This window comes from Stutzerimonas sp. KH-1 (genome assembly GCF_054483855.1).
Genome location: NZ_CM137011.1, coordinates 1996930 through 2018199 on the forward strand (window position 1 = coordinate 1996930; position 21270 = coordinate 2018199).

18 protein-coding genes are annotated in these 21270 nt (G+C 64.2%); 4 read left to right on the plus strand and 14 right to left on the minus strand.

The window, feature by feature from the left end; translation table 11 throughout:
• Nucleotides 1–141: 141 nt before the first annotated feature.
• Nucleotides 142–2721 (plus strand): DNA mismatch repair protein MutS, encoded by a 2580-nt coding sequence (mutS, locus tag ACX1DW_RS09530; RefSeq protein WP_458993274.1) that lies wholly within the window; start codon nt 142–144, stop codon nt 2719–2721.
• Nucleotides 2722–2842: 121 nt separating this feature from the next.
• Nucleotides 2843–3166: a ferredoxin FdxA gene (gene fdxA, locus ACX1DW_RS09535; protein WP_003285709.1), complete on the plus strand. Its 324-nt coding sequence runs from the start codon at nt 2843–2845 to the stop codon at nt 3164–3166.
• A 63-nt stretch (nt 3167–3229) separates the two neighbouring features.
• Here fdxA and ACX1DW_RS09540 read toward each other — a convergent pair whose 3' ends face one another.
• From ACX1DW_RS09540 to urtA, 14 genes are all read right to left on the minus strand, one after another.
• A complete protein-coding gene (locus ACX1DW_RS09540; RefSeq protein ID WP_133455935.1) occupies nt 3230–3421 on the minus strand; it encodes a CsbD family protein in 192 nt (63 codons plus the stop codon).
• Nucleotides 3422–3506: 85 nt separating this feature from the next.
• Complete coding sequence (locus ACX1DW_RS09545; protein ID WP_458993275.1) at nt 3507–4499, minus strand: lysylphosphatidylglycerol synthase transmembrane domain-containing protein; 993 nt, start codon at nt 4497–4499, stop codon at nt 3507–3509.
• On the minus strand, nt 4496–5257 hold the full coding sequence (locus ACX1DW_RS09550; protein ID WP_458993276.1) for a DUF2334 domain-containing protein: 762 nt from the start codon (nt 5255–5257) through the stop codon (nt 4496–4498). The genes ACX1DW_RS09545 and ACX1DW_RS09550 overlap by 4 nt, the downstream gene beginning before the upstream one ends.
• Nucleotides 5250–6365: a glycosyltransferase family 4 protein gene (locus ACX1DW_RS09555; protein ID WP_458993277.1), complete on the minus strand. Its 1116-nt coding sequence runs from the start codon at nt 6363–6365 to the stop codon at nt 5250–5252. The genes ACX1DW_RS09550 and ACX1DW_RS09555 overlap by 8 nt, the downstream gene beginning before the upstream one ends.
• Before the next feature lie 148 nt (nt 6366–6513).
• The gene (locus tag ACX1DW_RS09560; RefSeq protein WP_458993278.1) at nt 6514–7389 is read right to left on the minus strand and encodes a YihY/virulence factor BrkB family protein; all 876 of its coding nucleotides are present in this window, start codon (nt 7387–7389) and stop codon (nt 6514–6516) included.
• A 69-nt stretch (nt 7390–7458) separates the two neighbouring features.
• A complete protein-coding gene (locus ACX1DW_RS09565; protein ID WP_458993279.1) occupies nt 7459–8496 on the minus strand; it encodes an AAA family ATPase in 1038 nt (345 codons plus the stop codon).
• A gap of 248 nt (nt 8497–8744) precedes the next feature.
• Complete coding sequence (locus ACX1DW_RS09570) at nt 8745–9785, minus strand: aliphatic amidase (protein ID WP_458993280.1); 1041 nt, start codon at nt 9783–9785, stop codon at nt 8745–8747.
• Between the two features lie 100 nt (nt 9786–9885).
• Nucleotides 9886–10233, minus strand: coding sequence for an FmdB family zinc ribbon protein (locus tag ACX1DW_RS09575; RefSeq protein WP_046622437.1), 348 nt, complete (start codon nt 10231–10233; stop codon nt 9886–9888).
• A gap of 78 nt (nt 10234–10311) precedes the next feature.
• Complete coding sequence (gene fmdA / locus ACX1DW_RS09580) at nt 10312–11541, minus strand: formamidase (RefSeq protein ID WP_336315552.1); 1230 nt, start codon at nt 11539–11541, stop codon at nt 10312–10314.
• Between the two features lie 291 nt (nt 11542–11832).
• Nucleotides 11833–12522 (minus strand): urea ABC transporter ATP-binding subunit UrtE, encoded by a 690-nt coding sequence (gene urtE, locus ACX1DW_RS09585; protein WP_336315551.1) that lies wholly within the window; start codon nt 12520–12522, stop codon nt 11833–11835.
• 58 nt (nt 12523–12580) lie between these two features.
• Nucleotides 12581–13333, minus strand: coding sequence for an urea ABC transporter ATP-binding protein UrtD (gene urtD / locus ACX1DW_RS09590; protein WP_458993281.1), 753 nt, complete (start codon nt 13331–13333; stop codon nt 12581–12583).
• On the minus strand, nt 13330–14526 hold the full coding sequence (gene urtC / locus ACX1DW_RS09595) for an urea ABC transporter permease subunit UrtC (protein ID WP_208217795.1): 1197 nt from the start codon (nt 14524–14526) through the stop codon (nt 13330–13332). The genes urtD and urtC overlap by 4 nt, the downstream gene beginning before the upstream one ends.
• Before the next feature lie 46 nt (nt 14527–14572).
• Nucleotides 14573–15490 (minus strand): urea ABC transporter permease subunit UrtB, encoded by a 918-nt coding sequence (gene urtB / locus ACX1DW_RS09600; RefSeq protein WP_458993282.1) that lies wholly within the window; start codon nt 15488–15490, stop codon nt 14573–14575.
• A 63-nt stretch (nt 15491–15553) separates the two neighbouring features.
• Nucleotides 15554–16723: an urea ABC transporter substrate-binding protein gene (gene urtA, locus ACX1DW_RS09605; protein ID WP_458993399.1), complete on the minus strand. Its 1170-nt coding sequence runs from the start codon at nt 16721–16723 to the stop codon at nt 15554–15556.
• Nucleotides 16724–17137: 414 nt separating this feature from the next.
• Between urtA and ACX1DW_RS09610 the strand changes: the two genes are divergently transcribed.
• Together ACX1DW_RS09610 and ACX1DW_RS09615 are read left to right on the plus strand one after the other, a co-directional pair.
• On the plus strand, nt 17138–20542 hold the full coding sequence (locus ACX1DW_RS09610; RefSeq protein ID WP_458993283.1) for an ATP-binding protein: 3405 nt from the start codon (nt 17138–17140) through the stop codon (nt 20540–20542).
• Nucleotides 20529–21188 (plus strand): response regulator, encoded by a 660-nt coding sequence (locus ACX1DW_RS09615; protein WP_063541445.1) that lies wholly within the window; start codon nt 20529–20531, stop codon nt 21186–21188. Before ACX1DW_RS09610 ends, ACX1DW_RS09615 begins: the two co-directional genes overlap by 14 nt.
• Nucleotides 21189–21270: the final 82 nt, after the last annotated feature.

Here is a 21270-nt window from a genome sequence, read left to right on the forward strand (position 1 = left end):
GCCAATCGGTTGCCGACATGCATCTGCCTGGGCCCCGCCCCGTGATAACCTTGCCGGTTTTCGGCGGAACCGCGCAATGTGCGCGGCGGCGCGCACGCGCCGCCACCGATTCCGCCATCAACGAATACGCACCGCACGACGATGACCAAGCCCAACGCCGATCTCTCTGCCCACACCCCGATGATGCAGCAATATTGGAAGCTCAAGCGCGAGCATCCAGACCAGCTGATGTTCTACCGCATGGGCGATTTCTACGAGCTGTTCTACGACGATGCCAAGAAGGCCGCCGCGCTGCTGGATATCACCCTGACCGCGCGCGGGCAATCGGCGGGCACCGCGATTCCCATGGCGGGCATCCCGTTCCACTCCGCCGAAGGCTATCTGGCGCGACTGGTCAAGCTTGGCGAATCGGTGGTGATCTGCGAGCAGATCGGCGACCCGGCCACCAGCAAGGGGCCGGTGGAGCGCCAGGTGGTGCGCATCATCACCCCCGGTACGGTGAGCGACGAGGCGCTGCTCGACGAGCGCCGCGACAACCTGCTGGCGGCGGTGGTGGGCGACGAGAGGCTGTTCGGCCTGTCGGTGCTGGACATCGCCAGCGGCCGTTTCAGCGTGCAGGAGCTCAAGGGCTGGGAAACCCTGCTCGCCGAACTGGAGCGCCTGAGCCCAGCAGAATTGCTGATCCCCGACGATTGGCCACAGGGCCTGCCGCTGGAGAAACGCCGCGGTGTGCGCCGTCGCGCGCCCTGGGATTTCGATCGAGACTCGGCCTTCAAGAGCCTCTGCCAGCAGTTCTCCACCCAGGACCTCAAGGGCTTCGGCTGCGAGAGCCTGACCCTGGCGATCGGTGCCGCCGGCTGCCTGCTGGCCTACGCCAAGGAAACCCAGCGCACCGCCCTGCCCCACCTGCGCAGCCTGCGTCACGAGCGCCTCGACGACACGGTGATCCTCGACGGTGCCAGCCGACGCAATCTGGAGCTGGACGTCAACCTGGCCGGCGGCCGTGACAACACTCTGCAATCGGTCATGGACCGCTGCCAGACCGCCATGGGCTCGCGCCTGCTGACCCGCTGGCTGAATCGCCCGCTGCGCAACCGCGAGACTCTCGAGGCGCGTCAGGACTCGATCACCTGCCTGCTCGAGCATTACCGCTTCGAACAGCTGCAGCCGCAGCTCAAGGACATCGGAGACCTGGAACGCATCCTCGCCCGGATTGGCCTGCGCAACGCCCGTCCGCGCGATCTGGCGCGCCTGCGCGACGCGCTCGCTGCGCTACCACAGCTGCAGGCGGGCATGCAGGACCTGGTGGCACCGCATCTGCTCGAACTGGCGAAAAGCATCAGTACCTACCCGGAGCTGGCCGAGCTGCTGGCGCGCGCCATCATCGACAATCCGCCGGCGGTGATCCGCGACGGTGGCGTGCTCAAGACCGGCTACGACGCCGAGCTGGACGAGCTGCAATCGCTCTCCGAGAACGCCGGCCAGTACCTGATGGACCTGGAGACCCGCGAGAGGGCGCGCACCGGCTTGGCCAACCTCAAGGTCGGCTACAACCGCGTGCACGGCTACTTCATCGAGCTGCCGAGCAAGCAGGCCGAATCCGCGCCGGCCGACTACATCCGCCGGCAGACGCTCAAGGGCGCCGAGCGCTTCATCACCCCTGAGCTGAAGGAATTCGAGGACAAGGCACTGTCGGCCAAGAGCCGCGCCCTCGCCCGCGAGAAGCTGCTCTACGACGAACTGCTGGAACTGCTCATCGGCCATCTGCCGCCCCTGCAGGAAAGCGCCGCCGCCCTGGCCGAACTGGACGTGCTGAGCAACCTCGCCGAGCGCGCGCTCAATCTCGATCTGAATCGCCCGCGCTTCGTCGAGCAGCCGTGCATGCGCATCGAGCAGGGTCGCCATCCGGTGGTCGAGCAGGTATTGGAGACGCCGTTCGTGGCCAACGACCTTGGCCTCGACGATGCCACCCGCATGCTGGTCATCACCGGGCCGAACATGGGCGGTAAATCGACCTACATGCGCCAGACTGCGCTGATCGTGCTGCTGGCACAGATCGGCAGCTTCGTCCCGGCAGCCGCCTGCGAGCTGTCGTTGGTGGACCGCATCTTCACCCGCATCGGCTCTTCGGACGATCTCGCCGGCGGGCGCTCGACCTTCATGGTGGAAATGAGCGAAACCGCGAATATCCTGCACAACGCCAGTGATCGCAGCCTGGTACTGATGGACGAGGTCGGCCGCGGCACCAGCACCTTCGACGGCCTGTCGCTGGCCTGGGCGGCAGCCGAACACCTCGCCAAGCTGCGCGCCTTCACGCTGTTTGCCACCCACTACTTCGAACTGACCGTGCTGCCGGAAAGCGAGCCGGTGGTGGCCAACGTGCACCTCTCGGCCACCGAGCACAACGAGCGCATCGTCTTCCTGCACCACGTGCTACCCGGTCCGGCGAGCCAGAGTTACGGCCTGGCGGTGGCGCAACTGGCAGGCGTGCCGGGCGAAGTCATCCAGCGTGCACGCGACCATCTGTCGCGCCTGGAAACCACCAGTCTGCCCCACGAAGCGCCGAGAATGGCACCCGGCCAGCCAGCGCCGCCCATGCAGAGCGACCTGTTCGCCAGCCTGCCGCATCCAGTGCTCGAGGAATTGGGGCGGATCAATCCCGATGATGTAACGCCGCGCCAGGCGCTGGAGCTGCTATACAGCTTGAAATCACGCATTTGATACGCCGCGAAAGCTGCTAGAATCGCGCGCATTTTTTTGATAAGCGGCATTTGCCTGTGCCGCCTACTCGCAGGGGCGTCACCGTAACGCCTACCTGACACGCCTGAGGAGATAGCTAGACATGACCTTCGTCGTCACCGACAACTGCATCAAGTGCAAATACACCGATTGCGTGGAAGTCTGCCCGGTGGACTGCTTCTACGAAGGCCCGAACTTTCTGGTGATTCACCCGGACGAGTGCATCGACTGCGCCCTCTGTGAGCCCGAGTGCCCGGCCCAGGCGATCTTCTCCGAGGACGAGGTACCGGAAGACCAGCAGGAATTCATCGAGCTGAACGCGGACCTGGCGGAAGTCTGGCCGAACATCACCGAGAAGAAGGATGCACTGGCCGATGCCGAAGAATGGGATGGCGTGAAGGACAAGCTGCAATATCTGGAGCGCTGATCAGCGCTCGTTACACAAAAATGCCCGCACGAAGCGGGCATTTTTATTTGTGGGGCAAGCCGTTTAGGCCTTGTCGATACCTTTCTTCAAGGTGTCCTTCGCCTCCCCCTTGAGCTGCTGGCCTTCACCCTTGACCTCCTGGCGCTGGCCCTCGCCTTTCATGCGCTCATTATCGGTCGCTTCGCCCACGCCCTGCTTGATCTTGCCGACGGCTTCGTTGGTATTGCCCTTGACCTTGTCTTCTGCGCTACTCATGGCGAACTCCTGACTTATTCGTTAGTGACATAAGGTGGACCGTCCGCGCGAAGCGTTAGTTTCGCCCAGCCATCGGGGGGAGCGGTCATGCCTGGCGCGAAGGCATCAACCGGCGCAGCAAGGGCCGACCCGCCAGATGCAGAAACACCGGCGCGCCGGCGATGAGGTAAAAGTAATAAGTCACGAAACGCCAGATCAGGATGGCCGCCGCGGTGGTCGACTTGCCTACCATGGGCGTCAGCAACGCGGCCGAGGCCAGTTCCGCGCTGCCGGCGCCACCGGGCAACAGGCTGAGCTGACCGGCGGTGAGCGCCAGTAGCTGCACGAGGAAGGTCCAGGCCCAGGCGAGTTCGCTGCCCAGCCCCTGCAGCGTCAGGTAGAGCACGCTGAAGCGCAGCAACCAGTGCAGCGTGGTGAGTGCGAACACCGTGAGCAGGATTCGCCGTGGCAGGCGGAAGCATTCGACCAGGGCGTTGCGGAAGCCCAGCACCTTACGCGCCCAGCGCCGCTTGCGCGTTTGCTTCATGCCGAGGCGCGTCACCAGCCAGCCGTTGAGCAGGAAGACCTGGCGGTGGAAGCGGCCGAGCAGCGCCAGCAGCACTAACACTCCGATCAGCAGCACCGCGCTGAAGCCCAGCAGGCTGGCGATGTACGCGTTGAGTGCATGCGTCAACGCGTAGAACAGCACACCGACCAGTGCGCAGGCGAAGAACAGCAGATCACTCAACTGCTCGACGGCATAAGTCGCGGTGCCCTTGGCCGGCGCCACGCCCTGGCGCATCAGCAGTGCCATCAGCGTCAGCGGGCCGCCAGCGCCGCCGGGTGTCGCACAGATCGCGAACTCGGTTGCCACGACGATACCGAAAGCGCGGCGCTGGCCCAGCTGCCGGCGCCCGAGCAACAGGCGCAGGCGCAGCGCGTTGAGGTTCCAACCGACAAGCACCATGCCCAGCATGATCATCAGCAGGCCGCCGGGAAACTGCCAGAGACGCTCGAACAGCCCCCTGCCACCAAGCAGCAACGGCACGAGCGCAGCGGCAGCCAGGGCGCCGCCCAACAACCACCAGCGTCGATTCATGCCACTGCACTCAACGATCCGTACTCTTCCAGCCAGTCTATCTTGGTTACCGGCCGGCGCCCGTCATCGAGCAGCCGAAGCAGCACGTCCTTCCAATAGCGCCGTGAAACTTCGTGGCGCATATCCACCGGATGCAACCCGAGCCGCAGCAACGGGGCCTCTCGATGACGACGCAGCTGATGCTCGCTGACCAGCCGGGAAAGTCCTCGACGCCAAGCGCTGCGAGCACTCCAGACAAGTCCCGGCGCGACGATGGGCGCGAATTCCGGCAGCCGGAACAGATGCCCGGGATCGCTGGTATAGACCAACCCGCTGTCCGCCAGCGCACGCCGCGTGCCGGAGCTCATCAGCCACGCCGGCGCGACGAAGCCATGCAATGGCCAGCCGTGGCGGCGAAACAGCTCCATGCCATGGTCGAGGCGTTGCCGCGCGCTCGCCGTGTCCAGGCTGTAGAACTCGCCCTCGTGCGTATAGACACGGCGCATGAACCAGTCCCGCGGATTGCGCGGTGCCGGCTCCAGGTCGGCGTGGTAGCAGCCATGCAGCACCAGTTCGTCGCCCCGCTGCAGACGACGGTCCAGCAGCCGGCGGAACTCCGGCTGCCGCTCCAGCGGATTGCGTCGATGAAAGTCCGGCACCACCAGCCAGGTAATCGGGACGCCGCCAATGGCATCCACCGCCTCGACGAACGGCCGATAGTCCGGCCAGGTTTCCGCGGCGACGTCATGCAACACCAGCGTCAGGGCACGATCAGCCATGCACGGCTACCGGCAGATCCGCCGTGCCCAGCACCGCGTGGTAGTGCGCCAGCAGCCCGGCGACCACCGCATCCCATGCATGGTGGGCTTCGACATGCTGGCGCGCCTGATGGCCAAGCAACCTCGGCTCGTCCTCGAACAGTTCGCGCACGGTATGCGCCATCGCCCTGGGGTCGAGCGGCTTGCAGAGTCGCCCGCTGTAGAACGGAACCAACTCCGGCAGCGCCCCAGCCCGCGCCGCGACCACCGGAATACCGCAGGCCATGGCCTCCAGCGCGACCAGGCCGAAGGTTTCCTGATTTCCGGCGTGCAGTAGCACATCGCTGCTGGCCAGATAACGCGCCACTTCGATGGCCGGGCAAAAGCGATCGATGACCGTGACGTTGTCCGGCACCCGCTGCGGCATGCTCGAACCCACCAGCAACAGGTGATAGGGCTTGCCGAGCTGACGCGCGGTCTCCAGCAGGATGTGCAGGTTCTTCTCCCGCGAGCCGCGGCCGGCGAACACCATCAGCCGCGCATCGTCCGGCAGACCCAGTTCACGGCGGAGCTGCGGGTCGCGCCGGTCGGGGTTGAAGGTCTCCAGATCGACCCCCAGCGGCTGCACGAAGACGTTGCGCACGCCCAGGTGGGTCAGCTTGTCAGCCATCACTTCACTCGGCGCCAGCACGCGGTCGAAGCTGCCGTAGAGTCGCGAGACGTAGCCATTGAAGTTCGTCCCCAGCCAGCTACCGATACGGTTGCTGACCAGCAAGGGCAGGTCCGAATGGTAGAAACCGATCACCGGCACCTCCAGCCTGCGCCCGGCCTCGAGAGCCGCCCAAGCGGTCATGTAAGGATCGCCGACCTCGATCAGATCAGGCCGCAACGAACGCAGCAGATTGCACCAGGGAGCACGGCGAATCGGGAAGCGATAGCCCTTGCCGAACGGCAGGATCGGAGCGGGTACCTGATACAGACCGTCGTTGTGGCTGTAGCAGTCGCCCGGCACCAGAATGCTGTGGCGCACCCCGGAGTAGAGCTGCAAGCGCCGGTGCTTCGCCTCGAGGTAGGTGCGCACGCCACCACTGGCCGGCGCGTAGAACATGGTCATGTCCGCGATGTGCAAGGTACTTCTCCGTTCGGTCCGTTGCAGAAAAACCGGCTGCTCGCCGACGGGGCGCCGCGGCGGCGACCCGCTCCGCCATCCATGCGGAATAAATCGGTAATGAAATAAATGACCGTTACGCAGGAGGGACGTTCGCGCCAAGCTCGGCTCAGGCGTCTGGCTGCTTGTCGCCCGGCTCCTTGCCTTCCACCGACGCGTGCTCGATGACTGCATTGAGCTCGGCACCGAACAGCAGCACCGCGGAGGAGATATACAGATAGAGTAGCAGCACGATAATGGCGCCGATGCTGCCGTACGTGGCGTTGTAATCGGCGAAGTTCTGCACGTAGATACCGAAGGCGATCGAGGCCAGGATCCACACCAGCACGGCCAGCACCGAGCCCGGTGTAATGAAGCGGAATTCCTGCTCCACATCCGGCGTCACGTAGTAGAGAAGCGCCACCACGAGCATCAGCATGACCACGATCACCGGCCAACGCAGCCAGGTCCAGAGCAGGACCACCAGATCGCCCATGCCCACCTGGCTGGCCAGCCACTCCATCGCTTGCGGCCCGATAATCATCAGCCCGGCAGTCAGAAGGAGCAGCACCGCGACGCCTATCGTATAGGCCAGCGAGAGCAACATTAGCTTCCAGCCGGGTCGCCCCTCCTCCACATCATAGGCGCGGTTCATGGCGATCATCAGCGACCTGAAGCCGATCGAAGCCGTCCACAACGCCACGAGAATACCGAACGACAGCAGCCCCGCCTGCTGTTCCTGCAACTGGTCGATGACCGGATTGATCTGTTCCATCGCCATTGGCGGCAAGGCCAGCTCGGCCTGCATGCGCAACCAGTCGAAGAAATTCTGCAGATCGAGAAAGCCGAGCAAGGCGATGAGGAAAACCAGGAAGGGGAACATCGCGAACAGGCCACGATAGGCCAGCGCCGATGCATAGGTCGACATGTCATCGGCGCCGAATTCCTTGAAGGTGCGCTTGAGCAAGGTAAAGGCCCCGATGCCACGGGTGTCCAGCATGGCCATTGATGTTCCCCGATCAGTGAAGTTGGCGGTCTAGAAAATGGGACGACCGCACCGCCGGAGAGTTCGCTGCTAGTCGCTCGCGAGCGGCTCCACGCGGATCGCACCTTCGTGCAGCACCGCTCGCCATACCCGCTCGGCAGGAGCGTGCAACAGGGCTTGCGCCAATGCTGGTTCCAGGCGCGTGCGCAGCCGCCGGCTGAGGTCGCGCGCACCGAAGCGCGAGTCGTGCGCGTGGCAGATGGCGCGCTTGACGGCCTCGTCGACCTGCAGCCGTACGCCCTGCCGGTCCAGGCGCTGCGCCAGCTTGCCCAGTTCGACATCGAGCACCGCCATCAGCCGGTCACCCTGGATGCTTTCGAACTGCAGCGTGCGGTCGATGCGATTGAGGAACTCCGGATCGAAATGCCGATGCAACGCCTGCCCGAAGCTGCGGCTTCGCAACATGGAACGGCCCATACGCGGTATCGGCCAGCGCTCCCATCGCGCAGCCTGCCGTGCGCCGACATTGCTGGTCATGAACACCAGCGCATTGCGGAAATCGAGGGTCCGGTTGCCAGCAGCCAAGGTCAGTCGTCCGCTATCCAGTACATTGAGCAGGCTGCGCACGACTTCCCGACTGGCCTTTTCCAGCTCGTCGAACAGCACGATACCGGGCCGGCTGAAGCTTCCCGCGATGGCCTCGGCGTCGAACAGGGTCGTGCCTTCCTTGCTGCCCACGTAACCGGGCGGGGCTCCGGTGAGTGCGGCGGCGCAGTGCTCCTGGGCCAGGGTATTCATGTCGATGCGGCAGAAGGCGTCCGACTTGCCACGAATGGCCTGAGCCAGCAGACGGACGATCTCGGTCTTGCCAACTCCGGTCGGGCCAAGGAACAGATTGACCGTCAGCGGACGTTCGGGATCGCCGATTCCGGCCTTGACCACGCAAAGCATCGCCTCGATTTCGCTCAGCACCGCGTCCTGACCAACGATACGACTGCGCAGCAGCGCCATGACGGTCTCGACGTCGAACAGGAAGCGCGACGCCGACTTCGGCGCGTGGCCCTCCCGGTCGCTGGCTTGCGCGAGCTGGGTACGGTTGTGCTCGATCAGTTCATTCACGAACGGCATGGGCATTCCGGTGCGGAGTGTTGAACGTGCGCCCCCTCAACCATCGGAGCGAAGGGGCGCGGGGAATGAGGGCGATTAACGCTGCGCCTCCTATCTGCTCTCCAACGCGCAAAGCCTGGATCGCAAAGAAGGCGAGCAATCGCGAGAAGTCAGCACTGGCTTGCCACTCCCTCCCATTCGGAGAGAGGGTCGGGGTGAGGGCACTATGCCGATGGCAAGCAAGACCCTGGAGCACTTGAGGCAATCCTTCAACCCAGCGTCCGCTCCCGCCCCGCATGCGGCAGTTCGTACACCGGGCAGTCGGCGACGCCGACAGTGGCTCGGGTCAGGGCCTCGACGTTTTCCTGCGCCTTCTGCGCATCCAGCACCCAGGTGCGGTAGAACTCGAACGGACAGTAAGCCACGCCCCTGTCACCGTCACCCGAGTTATAGACGCCGGTGTAGCCGCGGTGCAGCAGCTTGAACAGGTGGTTCTGCGACTGGTCGTTGGCACGGGCGTCACGGATCTGCGAGATGGACAGCTGGGCGTACTGGATCCCCATTTCCTCCTCGCCGCACTCGCCCAGGGTGCGACCGTCGAAGCCGATGATCGCCGAGTGGCCGAAGTAGCTGTAGACGCCATCGAAGCCCGCGGCATTGGCCACCGCCACGTAACAGTTGTTGGCCCAGGCCATGGTCTTGGACATCAGCACCTGCTGCTCCTTGGCCGGGTACATGTAGCCCTGGCAGCGCACGATCAGCTCGGCGCCCTTCATCGCGCAGTCGCGCCAGATCTCCGGGTAGTTGCCGTCGTCGCAGATGATCAGGCTGATCTTCATGCCCTTGGGGCCGTCGCTGACGTAAGTGCGGTCACCCGGATACCAGCCCTCGATCGGGCACCAGGGAATGCACTTGCGGTACTTCTGCACGATCTCGCCCTGATCGTCGATCAGCACCAGCGTGTTGTAAGGCGCCTTGCCCGGGTCTTCGTTGCGCTCGCCGGTGAGCGAGAAGATGCCCCAGGTCCGTGCCTCGCGACAGGCGGCCGAGAAGATCGCGGTTTCCTCGCCGGGAATGGTGGTGGCGGTTTCCATCATCTCGCCGGGGTCATACATGATCCCCATGGTGCTGTACTCGGGGAACACCACCAGGTCCATGCCCGGCAGGCCGAGCTTCATGCCCTTGATCATCTCGGCGATCTTGCGCGCGTTGTCGAGTACCTCGGCGCGAGTGTGCAGACGCGGCATCTTGTAGTTGACGACGGCTACGCCGACGGTATCGGGACTGCTGGAAATATCACCGTGACGCATGGGTCTCTCCCTCTTTCGGGTTCTGTCGTGGTGAGCGGTGGCAAAGTAGAGCGTGCCCACCCCATGAGCGGGTTGGCGCTGGCGCGACCGAGGCTGCAGGCTAGTGGCTGATCATCCACGGCCGGTTCGACGGGCTGGCCTTGAGCGCGTGGGGATTGGCCTTGGTCGGCACCACCGGCTTGCTCGGGCCGCAGCAGCTGCAGCCGGCCGGGTGGCGCTTGCTGGCGGCATACTCGGCGACTGTCTTGGGCGCGTGGCTGGCGCGCTCATTGGTCTCATGCGCCGCGCGGGTGCTGCCGGCCATGGTTGCCAGGCCGGGGGCGGTGCGAATCACTCGCGGGCTGGGCGTGCCGCAGGCCGGGCAATCGCAGGGGTCGCTGCGCACACTCATCGGGCGCAGGGCGGTGAAGTCACCACAGGCGTCGCAGTCGTATTCATAGATCGGCATCGCATCATCCTCCGTGTCCCTCCATCCGGGCGGGCCAGGCCGCCGTCCAGAGCACCTGCCCCGCCCGGATGAACGAACTCATTTGTCGTAGGCGATCGGCAGGTCGATGCTGCCGTCGAGGAACCGGGTCGGCCCGGACGCGTTCGGGTGGATGTCGAACTCGAAGATCTCGGTCGGCAGCCAGAGCGTGGCGCAGGCATTGGGTATGTCCACCACACCGCTGATATGGCCCTGCACCGGCGCCGAACCGAGCAGCGAGTAACCCTGCGCCGGTGTGTAGCCGAATTTGGTCAGGTAGTTGATGGCGTTCAGACAGGCCTGCTTGTAGGCGATGTTGACGTCCAGGTAGTGCTGCTTGCCGCTCTCGTCGACTGAGATGCCTTCGAAGATCAGGTAATCCTTGTAGGTCGGCACAATGGGGCTGGGCTTGAAGATCGGGTTCTTGATGCCGTACTTGGCCATGCCCCCCTTGATCAGCTCGACCTTCATGTGCACCCAGCCGGCCATCTCGATGGCGCCACAGAAGGTGATCTCACCGTCACCCTGGCTGAAGTGCAGGTCGCCGACCGAGAGCCCGGCGCCGTCGACATAGACCGGGAAGAAGATCTTCGAGCCGCGCGAAAGGTCCTTGATGTCGCAGTTGCCGCCATGCTCGCGGGGCGGCACGGTACGCGCGCCCTGGGCCGCGGCCTTGTCACGGGCCTCGCCGGTGAGCTTGCCCATGTGCGCGGTGGCGGCGAATGTCGGATTGGCCAGCGGCGGGACGCGGTTGGGATTGGTGTCGATCAGGCCCTGCTCGCGCTCGTTCCAGGTCGCCAGCATCTTGTGGTCCGGCAGGCAGCCGATCAGGCCGGGATGGATCTGCCCGGCGAAACGCACGCCCGGGATGTGCCTGGAGCTAGTGAACAGGCCCTGAAAATCCCAGATGGACTTCTGCGCATGAGGGAAGTGGTCGGTCAGGAAGCCGCCGCCGTTCTGCTGCGAGAAGAAGCCATTGAAGCCCCACATCGAGTCCTGCTTGGCACCGATGTCGAGCAGATCCACCACCAGCAGGTCGCCCGGCTCGGCACCCTCGACCCCGACCGGGCCGGACAGGTAGTGCACGGTGGTGAGGTCGACGTCGCGCACATCGGATGCATCGTCGTCGTTCTTGATCGCGCCTGCGGTCCAGTCGTAGGTCTCGAGAATGAAGTCGTCGCCCGGCTTGACCCAGCAGGCCATCGGAATGTCGGGATGCCAGCGGTTGTGGATCTGCTCGTTCTCGGTGGCAGGCTGATTCAAGTCGACCTTGATCAGGGTATCGGTCATGACGAAGCTCCTTTGCGTTGGAAGGACATCAGCGTTGCGCTGAACACGGAGCTAGTCTTTTCCGTCGCCAGCTTTTCCGAAATACGTTGGATGACGTATGCGCGGAGCCAGAAAATGCGCGGCTTGCAGCTCTGTTGACCAGGCAGGAGAAGGCCGGCGTGCAGGGAATGCACACCAGCCTGAGGATCATGAAAAAGAGAAGAATTGCGTCGTCCCATCGCTCCGTGAAAGGCCCTTGGCGCGCGAACCAGTTTGCACGGCGCGACCAAGGGCGCCCACGGAATAGCGCGCTTATACCGACAGGTAACGGCTGATGGACGCCTCGTCGGCATTGGCTGCGCTTTCCTCCAGCACGAAGCGGCCCTTCTCGATGACCAGGAAGCGGTCGGCAATTTCCATGGTGAAGGACAGCACCTGCTCGGAAACCACGATGGTCAGATCGCGAAGCGAGCGGATCTCCTTCAGCGTGCGCGCGATGTCCTTGATGATCGACGGCTGGATGCCCTCGGTCGGCTCATCCAGCAGCAGTACCTTGGGATTGGTCGCCAGGGCCCGGGCAATCGCCAACTGCTGTTGCTGGCCGCCGGACAGGTTGCCGCCCTTGCGCTTGCGCATGTCATGCAGCACCGGGAACAGCGCGTAGAGATCATCCGGCACCTTGCCGCCTGCGGCTGCCGGCAAACCCGTTTGAATGTTCTCCAGCACCGTCATGCTGGGAAAGATCATCCGCCCCTGGGGCACGTAGGCCACACCGCTGGCAACCCGCTGATGGGTCTCCAGCCCGGCGACTTCCTGCCCGTCCACCTGCACGCTGCCTGCAGTCTGCGGGACGATGCCCATCAGCGTCTTGAACAGTGTGGTCTTGCCCATACCGTTGCGGCCCATGACCGCGACGATTTCCTGCTTTTCGACCTTGAGATTGAGATCGTGAAGGATCTGACTCTGGCCGTAGCCCGAAGCGAGGCTGCTGATCTGGAACATGCTGAACTCCTTTTTGTACCTGTTTGGGTGCGACACGCGGGCCAGGGCCCGCACCGCCTCAATGCCCCAGATAAACCTCGATGACCTTGGGATTGCTCTGCACCGCTTCCATGCTGCCCTCGGCCAGCACCTTGCCCTGATGCAGCACGGTGACCTTGTGCGCGATGCTCTTGACGAACTCCATGTCGTGCTCGATCACCAGCACCGAGCGGCCCTGACTGATGCGCTTGAGCAGTTCGGCGGTCTGTGCCCGCTCACTGACGCTCATGCCGGCCACCGGCTCGTCGAGCATCAGTAACTCCGGGTCCTGCATCAGCAGCATGCCGATCTCCAGCCACTGTTTCTGGCCGTGGGAGAGCAGTCCCGCTTCGCTGTACAGCTGCTCGCTCAGACCGATTTCCGCCGCGATTTCCTCGACCCGGGCGATGACCTCGGCGCTACGTTTGAAGAACAGCGCGCCGAACACCTTGCGTCCGGCCGGATAGGACATCTCCAGGTTCTCGAACACGCTGAGGTTTTCGTAGATCGACGGGTTCTGGAACTTGCGCCCGACCCCGGCGCGAACGATGTCGAACTCCTTCATCTTGGTCAGCTCGCGCCCGTCGAACTGGATCGAGCCGCCGGTGGCGCGGGTCTTGCCGCAGATCAGGTCGAGCACCGTGGTCTTGCCGGCGCCGTTGGGGCCGATCACCACGCGCACCTCGTTGCGGTCCAGATAGAGGTTCAGGTCGTCGACCGCCCTGAACCCGTCGAAGGAAACGGTCAGGCCCTCGATGGCCAGCACCGGTTTGGGCATCTGAAATCCACTCATGGCGTGCTCTCCAATTGCTTGGCGGGAACCGCATCAATCGTTGCACCGCCCACCCCCGCCTGCTCCGCTGGCGGCGTGGGCTTCATCGATGGCTGGCGCCGATCCGGCAGCCGCAGACGCGCCAGCCAGGGACGGGCATGGCTTTGCCAGAGGCCTGCCAGACCGTTGGGGAAATACATGACCACCGCGATGAACAGCCCACCCATGAAGTACAGCCAGAGTTCGGGGAAACTCTCGGAGAACACCGTCTTGCCGTAGTTGACCAGCAGCGCGCCGTACACCGCGCCGAGCAGCGACATGCGCCCGCCCACGGCGGCGAAGATAACCATCTCGATCGACGGCACGATGCCGACGAAGCTCGGCGACATGAAGCCCACCTGCAGGGTGAACATCGCCCCGCCGATGGCCGAGAAGCTCGCCGCCACGCAGAACACGAAGATCTTGAAGCTGGCCACGTCGTAACCGGAGAAGCGCACCCGCTCTTCCTTGTCACGCATGGCCATCAGCAGGCGCCCGAGCTTCGAGGCGAGGATGAAGCGCCCGATCAGGATGCAGCCGATCAGCAGCGCCGCGTTGACGAAGTAGAGGATGGTCTTCGCCTCGTCAGTGCGAATGTCCCAGCCAAGCAGCGTCTTCAGGTCGGTGATGCCGTTCACCCCGCCGGTCAGGCCCTGCTGGCCGATGATCAGGATGGTCAGGATCGCCGCGATGGCCTGGGTGACGATGGAGAAGTACACGTCACCCACCCGACGCTTGAACATCGCCACCCCGATGATCAGCGCGAGAATCGCCGGCACCGCGACCACGGCGAGCAGGGTGAAGCCGAAGCTCTGGAAGGGTTGCCAGAACAACGGCAGCTCGGTGATCTGGTTCCAGTCCATGAAGTCCGGGATACCGGGCGTGGACTGGATCCTGGTGCTTTCCGGGTCGGATGCCTCGAGCTTGAGGAACATCGCCATGCAGTAGCCGCCGAGGCCGAAGAAGATCCCCTGCCCCAGGCTGAGAATGCCGCCGTAGCCCCAGCAGAGCACCAGGCCCACGGCAACGAAGGCGTAGGTCAGGTACTTGCCCACCATGTTCAGGCGGAAGCTGTCGAGCAGCAGCGGAAACACCAGCAGGAGCAGCGCCGCGAGGATCAGCAGACCGATGCCGCCCTGCTTTCCGCCTAAGAATTTATCGAGTGTCGAGTTCATGCCTTGGCCCTCACGTCGTTCGCCATCGCCACCAAAAAACTGTTCATCATTTGCGCACCTTGGCCGTGAACAGCCCCTGCGGACGCAGCATGAGGATCAGGATCACTGCCGAAAGGGTCAGCACCTTGGCCATCGAGCCGCTGATGAAGAACTCGGCGATCGATTGCGTCTGAGCGATGGAGAACGCCGAGGCGATGGTGCCGAACAGGCTGGCCGCGCCGCCGAAGACCACCACCAGAAAGGTGTCGACGATGTACAGCGAACCCGAGGTCGGGCCTGTCGAGCCGATGGTGGTGAACGCCGCGCCGGCGACCCCGGCCACGCCGCAGCCCAGGACGAAGGTCATGCGGTCGACCTTCTTGGTGTTGATCCCCACCGAACGCGCCATCACCCGGTTCTGCACCGTGGCGCGCACCTGCAGGCCCCAGCGCGAGCGATACATGAGGACGAAGATCGTCGTGGTGAGCAGCAGTGTCAGCGCCATCACGAACAGCCCGTTGAGCGGAATGTCGATGGTGTCGGTGGGCATCCAGGACCCCATCAGCCAGTCCGGCAGCGTGGCGCTGACCTCGCGCGCACCGAAGATCGAACGGAACGCCTGCTGCATCACCAGTGACAGGCCCCAGGTCGCCAGCAGGGTGTCCAGCGGGCGATGGTAAAGCTTGCTGATCAGCGCCCATTCGGCGAGCCAGCCCAGCGCACCGGCGATCACGAAGGACAGCACGATGGCGACAAAGAAGTAGTAGGGCTGCAGCTCAGGCAGGTACTTGAGCGTCAGCACCGAAACCAGATAGGTGGTGTAGGCACCCACGGTGAGGAACTCGCCATGGGCCATGTTGATCACGCCCATCTGACCAAAGATGATCGCCAGTCCCAGAGCCATCAGCAGCAGCACGCAGAACACCGACAAGCCGTTGAAACCCTGCATGGCCGCGATGGCACCAAACTCCGATAGCCATTCCATGATGATGTCTCCTGATGGCAATAGAGAGCGCCGCGGGCCGGCCGGCACGCGGCGCAGAGAGGGTTACTGGTAGCCTTTCGGGAAGGGGTTCGGCTCGATCAGATCGGACTCGTAGACCACTTGGAACTGGCCGTCGGCCTGCACCTGGCCAATGCGCGTCTTGCTCCACAGGTGCTGGTTTTCATGCACCTTCACGTAGCCTTCCGGCGCGGTGTTCAGCTCCAGCCCAGCGGAGGCGGCAACCACCTTGTCGACGTCGAAGCTGCCGGCCTTCTCGACCGCGGCCTTCCACAGCCATGGGCCGAGGTAGGCGGCCTGCGTGACGTCACCGATCACCGCGTCGCTGCCGTACTTGGCCTTGAACGCCTTGACGAATTCGGCGTTGTTCGGGTTGTCCAGGCTCTGGAAGTACTTCATCGAGGCGTAGAAGCCAGCCATGTTCTCGCCACCGATGCCCAGCAGTTCGTCCTCAGTGACCGAAAGGGTCAGCAGGGTCTGCTTGTCCGCGGTGATGCCGGCGGCCTTGAGCTGCTTGTAGAAGGCGACGTTGGAACCGCCGACCACGGCAGCGAAGATCACGTCAGGCTTCTTCAGCTTGATCTTGTTGGTCAGCGAGCCGAACTGGGTGTTGCCCAGCGGGTAGTACTCCTCGCCCACCACCTTGCCGCCGAGCACGTTCTCGATGTGCTTGCGGGCGATCTTCATCGAGGTGCGCGGCCAGATGTAGTCCGAGCCGAGCAGGTAGAAGGTCTTGGCGCCCTTCTCCTTGGCGACCCAGTCGAGGCCCGCGAGGATCTGCTGGGTGGCCTCCTGGCCGGTGTAGACGACGTTCTTCGACTGCTCCAGGCCTTCATAGAAAGTCGGGTAGTAGAGCAGCCCGTTCTCCCGCTCGAAGATCGGCAACACCGCCTTGCGCGAGGCCGAGGTCCAGCAGCCGAACACCGCGGCGACCTTGTCGCGCTCCAGCAGCTTCTTCGCCTTTTCGGCGAAGGTCGGCCAATCGGACGCACCGTCTTCCTGCACCACCTTGATCTGCCGGCCAAGGATGCCGCCTGCCGCGTTGATCTGCTCGATGGCCAGCCGCTCGGCCTGGATCGAGCCGGTCTCGGAGATGGCCATGGTGCCCGTCGCCGAATGCAGCTGCCCGACCACCACTTCCGTATCGGTGACTGCCAGGCCGGTGGTGTTGACCTCGGCGCTGGCGCTCGAGGCGAAGATGCTCATTGCCAGCATCGAGAGTGCCGCAGCCCCCTGCGCAAGCCGGCGGGGAAGGCGGCGTGACGAACCCGTCAGTTTTGAATCCATGATGATTGCTCCTGTCTCGGTGGGCCGTGCTTGGCTTGCCGCAACATTGCTGCTGCGGGCCGGCATCGGGTCGGGAGCAAGAATGGGCTCGGCTGTCTGGCCGGGGTATACGCAGGATGACGTAAGCAGGTACGTCATCTGACGTATCCGTAGCAGGTGCACTACTGGTGCATCCTTGCGCCGGTATGGAGCACGCCAGCAGCCGGCAACCCTCACCTGCCGATCACGGCAGCGCTGCGCCGGCATGCGCATCGGTGCTTCGCCGCGGGTCATCAGCAGTGCCGAACGGGGGCACGGAAGTTGCTCAAACCAGGGAAACGACAACCAGCCGGGGCCGCCAGCGTGCAGATCACAGGCACACAGCGCATCGTCAAGATTCGCCGCGACTACAACAGCTGGGTCGCCGACGAGACGCTGGAAGACTACGCCCTGCGTTTCACCCCCAAGTCGTTTCGCAAGTGGTCGGAGTTTCGTATCGCCAACACCGCGCTCGGTGCGGTGTCGTTCCTGGCCCTGGAGGCCATCGGCGGCACGCTGGCCCTTTCCTACGGTTTCACCAATACGCTCTGGGCGATCCTCGCGGTGGCGTTGGTGATCTTCCTCACCGGGTTGCCGATCAGTTACTACGCGGCGCGCTACGGCGTGGACATGGACCTGCTGACCCGTGGCGCCGGCTTCGGCTACATCGGCTCGACCATCACCTCGCTGATCTATGCCAGCTTCACGTTCCTGTTCTTCGCCCTCGAAGCAGCGATCATGGCGCTGGCGCTGGAGCTGTATTTCGGCATCCCGCTGGCGCTCGCCTATGTGGTCTGCTCGATCATCATCGTGCCGCTGGTGACCTACGGCATCACGCTGATCAACCGCCTGCAGTTCTGGACGCAACCGGTCTGGCTGATCCTGCTGTTGCTGCCCTACATCTTCGTCATCGCCAAGAACCCCGAGGCACTGAGCGATCTGACCAGTTTCGCCGGCCGCGAAGGCGACGGTGGCTCGTTCAACCTGCTGTCCTTCGGCGCCGCCTGCACCGTGGCGCTGGCACTGATCACACAGATCGGCGAGCAGGTCGACTACCTGCGCTTCCTGCCCGAGAAAACCCGGCAGAACCGCGTTCGCTGGTGGCTGGCGATGCTCGCCGCCGGCCCCGGCTGGATCATCCCCGGCGCACTGAAGATGCTCGCCGGCGCCTTTCTCGCCTTTCTCGCACTGCAGCACGAAATCCCGGTGGACAAGGCGGCCGAGCCGACACAGATGTACCTGGTGGCCTTCAGCTACGTGTTCGCCTCGCCGGAATGGGCGCTGGGCGCCATGGTGCTGTTCGTCATCGTCTCGCAGGTGAAGATCAACGTGACCAACGCCTACGCCGGCTCCCTGGCCTGGTCGAACTTCTTCGCGCGCGTCACCCACAGCCATCCGGGGCGGGTGGTCTGGCTGGTATTCAACGTGTCGATCGCGCTGATGCTGATGGAGCTGGGCGTGTTCGAGGCCATCGAGCAGGTGCTCGGGCTGTACGCCAACGTGGCCATCGCCTGGATCGGCGCGCTGGTCGCGGACCTGATGATCAACAAGCCGCTGGGCTTGTCGCCACGGCAGATCGAATTCAAGCGCGCGCACCTCTACGACATCAACCCGGTGGGTGTCGGCGCCATGCTGATCGCCTCGCTGCTGGCGATTCTCGCCCACAGCGGCGTGCTCGGTGCGCTGGCTCAGGCAGCCTCACCGATGATCGCGCTGGGCACCGCACTGGTCTGCGCACCATTGATCGCCTGGGTTACCGGCGGGCGCTTCTATATCGCCCGCGAACGTCAGCCAGAGCTGCTCTACCCCTACACCGAGCGCGGCAAAGTCGCCTGCGTGCTGTGCAGCAACGCCTTCGAGGAGCCGGACACCGCCTTCTGCCCCGCCTACGGTGCGCCGATCTGCTCGCTGTGCTGCTCGCTCGATGCGCGCTGTGGCGACCTGTGCAAGCCGCACGCGCGGCTCTCGGCGCAGTGGGACAACTTCCTCCGCTGGGCCTTCCCGCAGGTATCCATCCCACGCCTGCACACCCGCCTGGCGCACTACCTCGGTGTGCTCGGCCTGATCATCGGCCTGCTTTCGCTGGCGCTCTGGCTGATCTACAGCCAGGTTTCGCCGAGTGTCGCAGCCAGCCCGCAGGAGGCGGGAGAAACCCTTTATCAGGCGTTTCTGAAGGCATTCCTGGTGCTCTCGCTGTTCGCCGGGATTCTCGCCTGGTGGGTGGTGCTGACCCGCGAAAGCCGCCACGTCGCCCAGCAGGAGTCGGACCGCCAGACCCACCTGCTGATGCAGGAGATCGAAGCCCACCGCAAGACCGACGAACAGCTGCAGAAAGCCAAGGAAGCGTCCGAGGCGGCGAATGCCGCCAAGAGCCGCTATGTGACCGGCCTTTCCCACGAGCTGCGCACCCCGCTGAACAGCATCCTCGGCTATGCGCAGATCCTGTTGCGCGATGGCGAGCTGCCGACGCGACACAAGGAAGCGCTTGGCACCATTCATCGCAGCGGGGCTCACCTGCTCTCGCTGATCGACGGGCTGCTCGACGTGGCCAGAATCGAAGCCGGAAAGCTCAATCTGGAGCCATCCGAGATCGCCTTTCCCGAATTCCTCCTGCAGGTACGCCAGATGATCGCGCCACAGGCCGAGGAAAAGGGCCTGCGCTTCCACTTCGAAACCCAGGGCCGCATCCCGGCCGTCGTACGCGGCGACGAGAAGCGCGTACGGCAGATTCTCATCAACCTGCTCGGCAATGCGGTGCGCTACACCGACGCCGGCAGCATCACCCTGCGCGCCAGCTACCTGCGCGAAACCGCGACCTTCGAGATCGCCGACACCGGTGTCGGCATCGCCCCCGAACAGGTGGAGCGACTGTTCCAGCCGTTCGAGCGCGGCAATCCGTTGCGTCAGGACAGCGGTCTCGGCCTAGGCCTGACCATCACCCGCATGCTCACCGCGTTGATGGGCGGCGAGCTGTCGATGAAGAGCGAGCAAGGTCGCGGCAGCGTTTTTCAGCTGCGCCTGTTCCTTTCCGAAGTGCGCGTGCCGCAGGCGGTGGTCCATGTCGAACACGACATCATCAGCTACCACGGCCCGCGCCGCCGCGTGCTGGTGGTCGACGACCACATCGAACACCGCCAGGTGCTGGCTGGCATGCTCGAGCCACTGGGCTTCGAAATACTCATGGCCAGCAACGGCCAGGAGGCGCTCAGCCAGGTGTCGCTACACAACCCTGACCTGATCCTGATGGACCTCTCCATGCCGCAGCTCGACGGCTGGCAGACCGCCAGGCTGATTCGCCGCTCGGTGGGTTCGACGGCGCCGATCATCGTCATTTCTGCCAATGCCTTCGTCGACGGTGCGAGCGTCGCTGTCGATTGCAGTGACTACCTGCCCAAGCCGGTGCATGCCCCGGTGCTGCTGGACAAGATTCGCCAGCATCTGGCGCTGGACTGGCTCAGACGCGATGCGGACGCCATCGCTTCGATGGCCGCTGCCCTGCCGCTCGATGCCCTGCATGCGCTGCAGCAACAGGCCTCGCTCGGATATGTGCGCGGCGTGCTCGAACTGCTCGACCAGCTCGAACGCGACCTGCCGGCCGCCGCCGCGCAGCTCCAGGAACTGCGCCAGCTGGCCAGACGCTTCCAGCTGAACGAACTGGGCCAGCGTCTGGATCAGGCCATGACCAACGAGACTCAGACGAACATGGAGGACAGCCATGCATCCAACTGATCATCCGCAAAACCAGGGCATCGTGATGATCGTCGATGACGTGCCCGACAACCTCGCCCTGCTCTCCGGCGCGCTCGACCAGGCCGGCTACATGGTGCTGGTGGCGCTGGATGGCCTCAGCGCATTGGAGCGCATGCAGCGGCTGAAGCCGGACATCGTTCTGCTCGACGCCATGATGCCCGGGCTGAACGGTTTCGATACCTGCCGCCGAATCAAGGCACAGGTCGAACTGGAGGACGTGCCGGTGCTGTTCATGACTGCCCTGACCGAAAGCGAGCACGTACTCGCCGGCTTCGAGGCCGGCGGCATCGACTACGTGACCAAGCCAATCCACCCGGAACAGGTGGTGGCCCGAGTCGCCGCGCATCTGCGCACCGCGCGCACGCTACAGAGTGCTCGCCAGGCCCAGGCTCCGGCCGACGAGAAGCAGATCCAGGCCACCCTGACCGAGCGCTTCCAGCTGACCGGGCGCGAGGTCGAGGTGCTGCACTGGGTGTCCTGCGGCAAGACCAATCGGGATATCGGCGACATCCTCGGGCTCAGCCCGCGCACGGTGAACAAGCACCTGGAGCACGTCTATGTGAAGCTCGGTGTGGAGACCCGGACCGCAGCCGCAGCCATCGCCATGTCCGCCGGCACTCGCTGACCGTACGCGGCATACGCAACCGTGGCACCGGGAACGTTTTCAATGTGCGCCCTGTCACATAAAGGCAGATTGGCATCAGCCC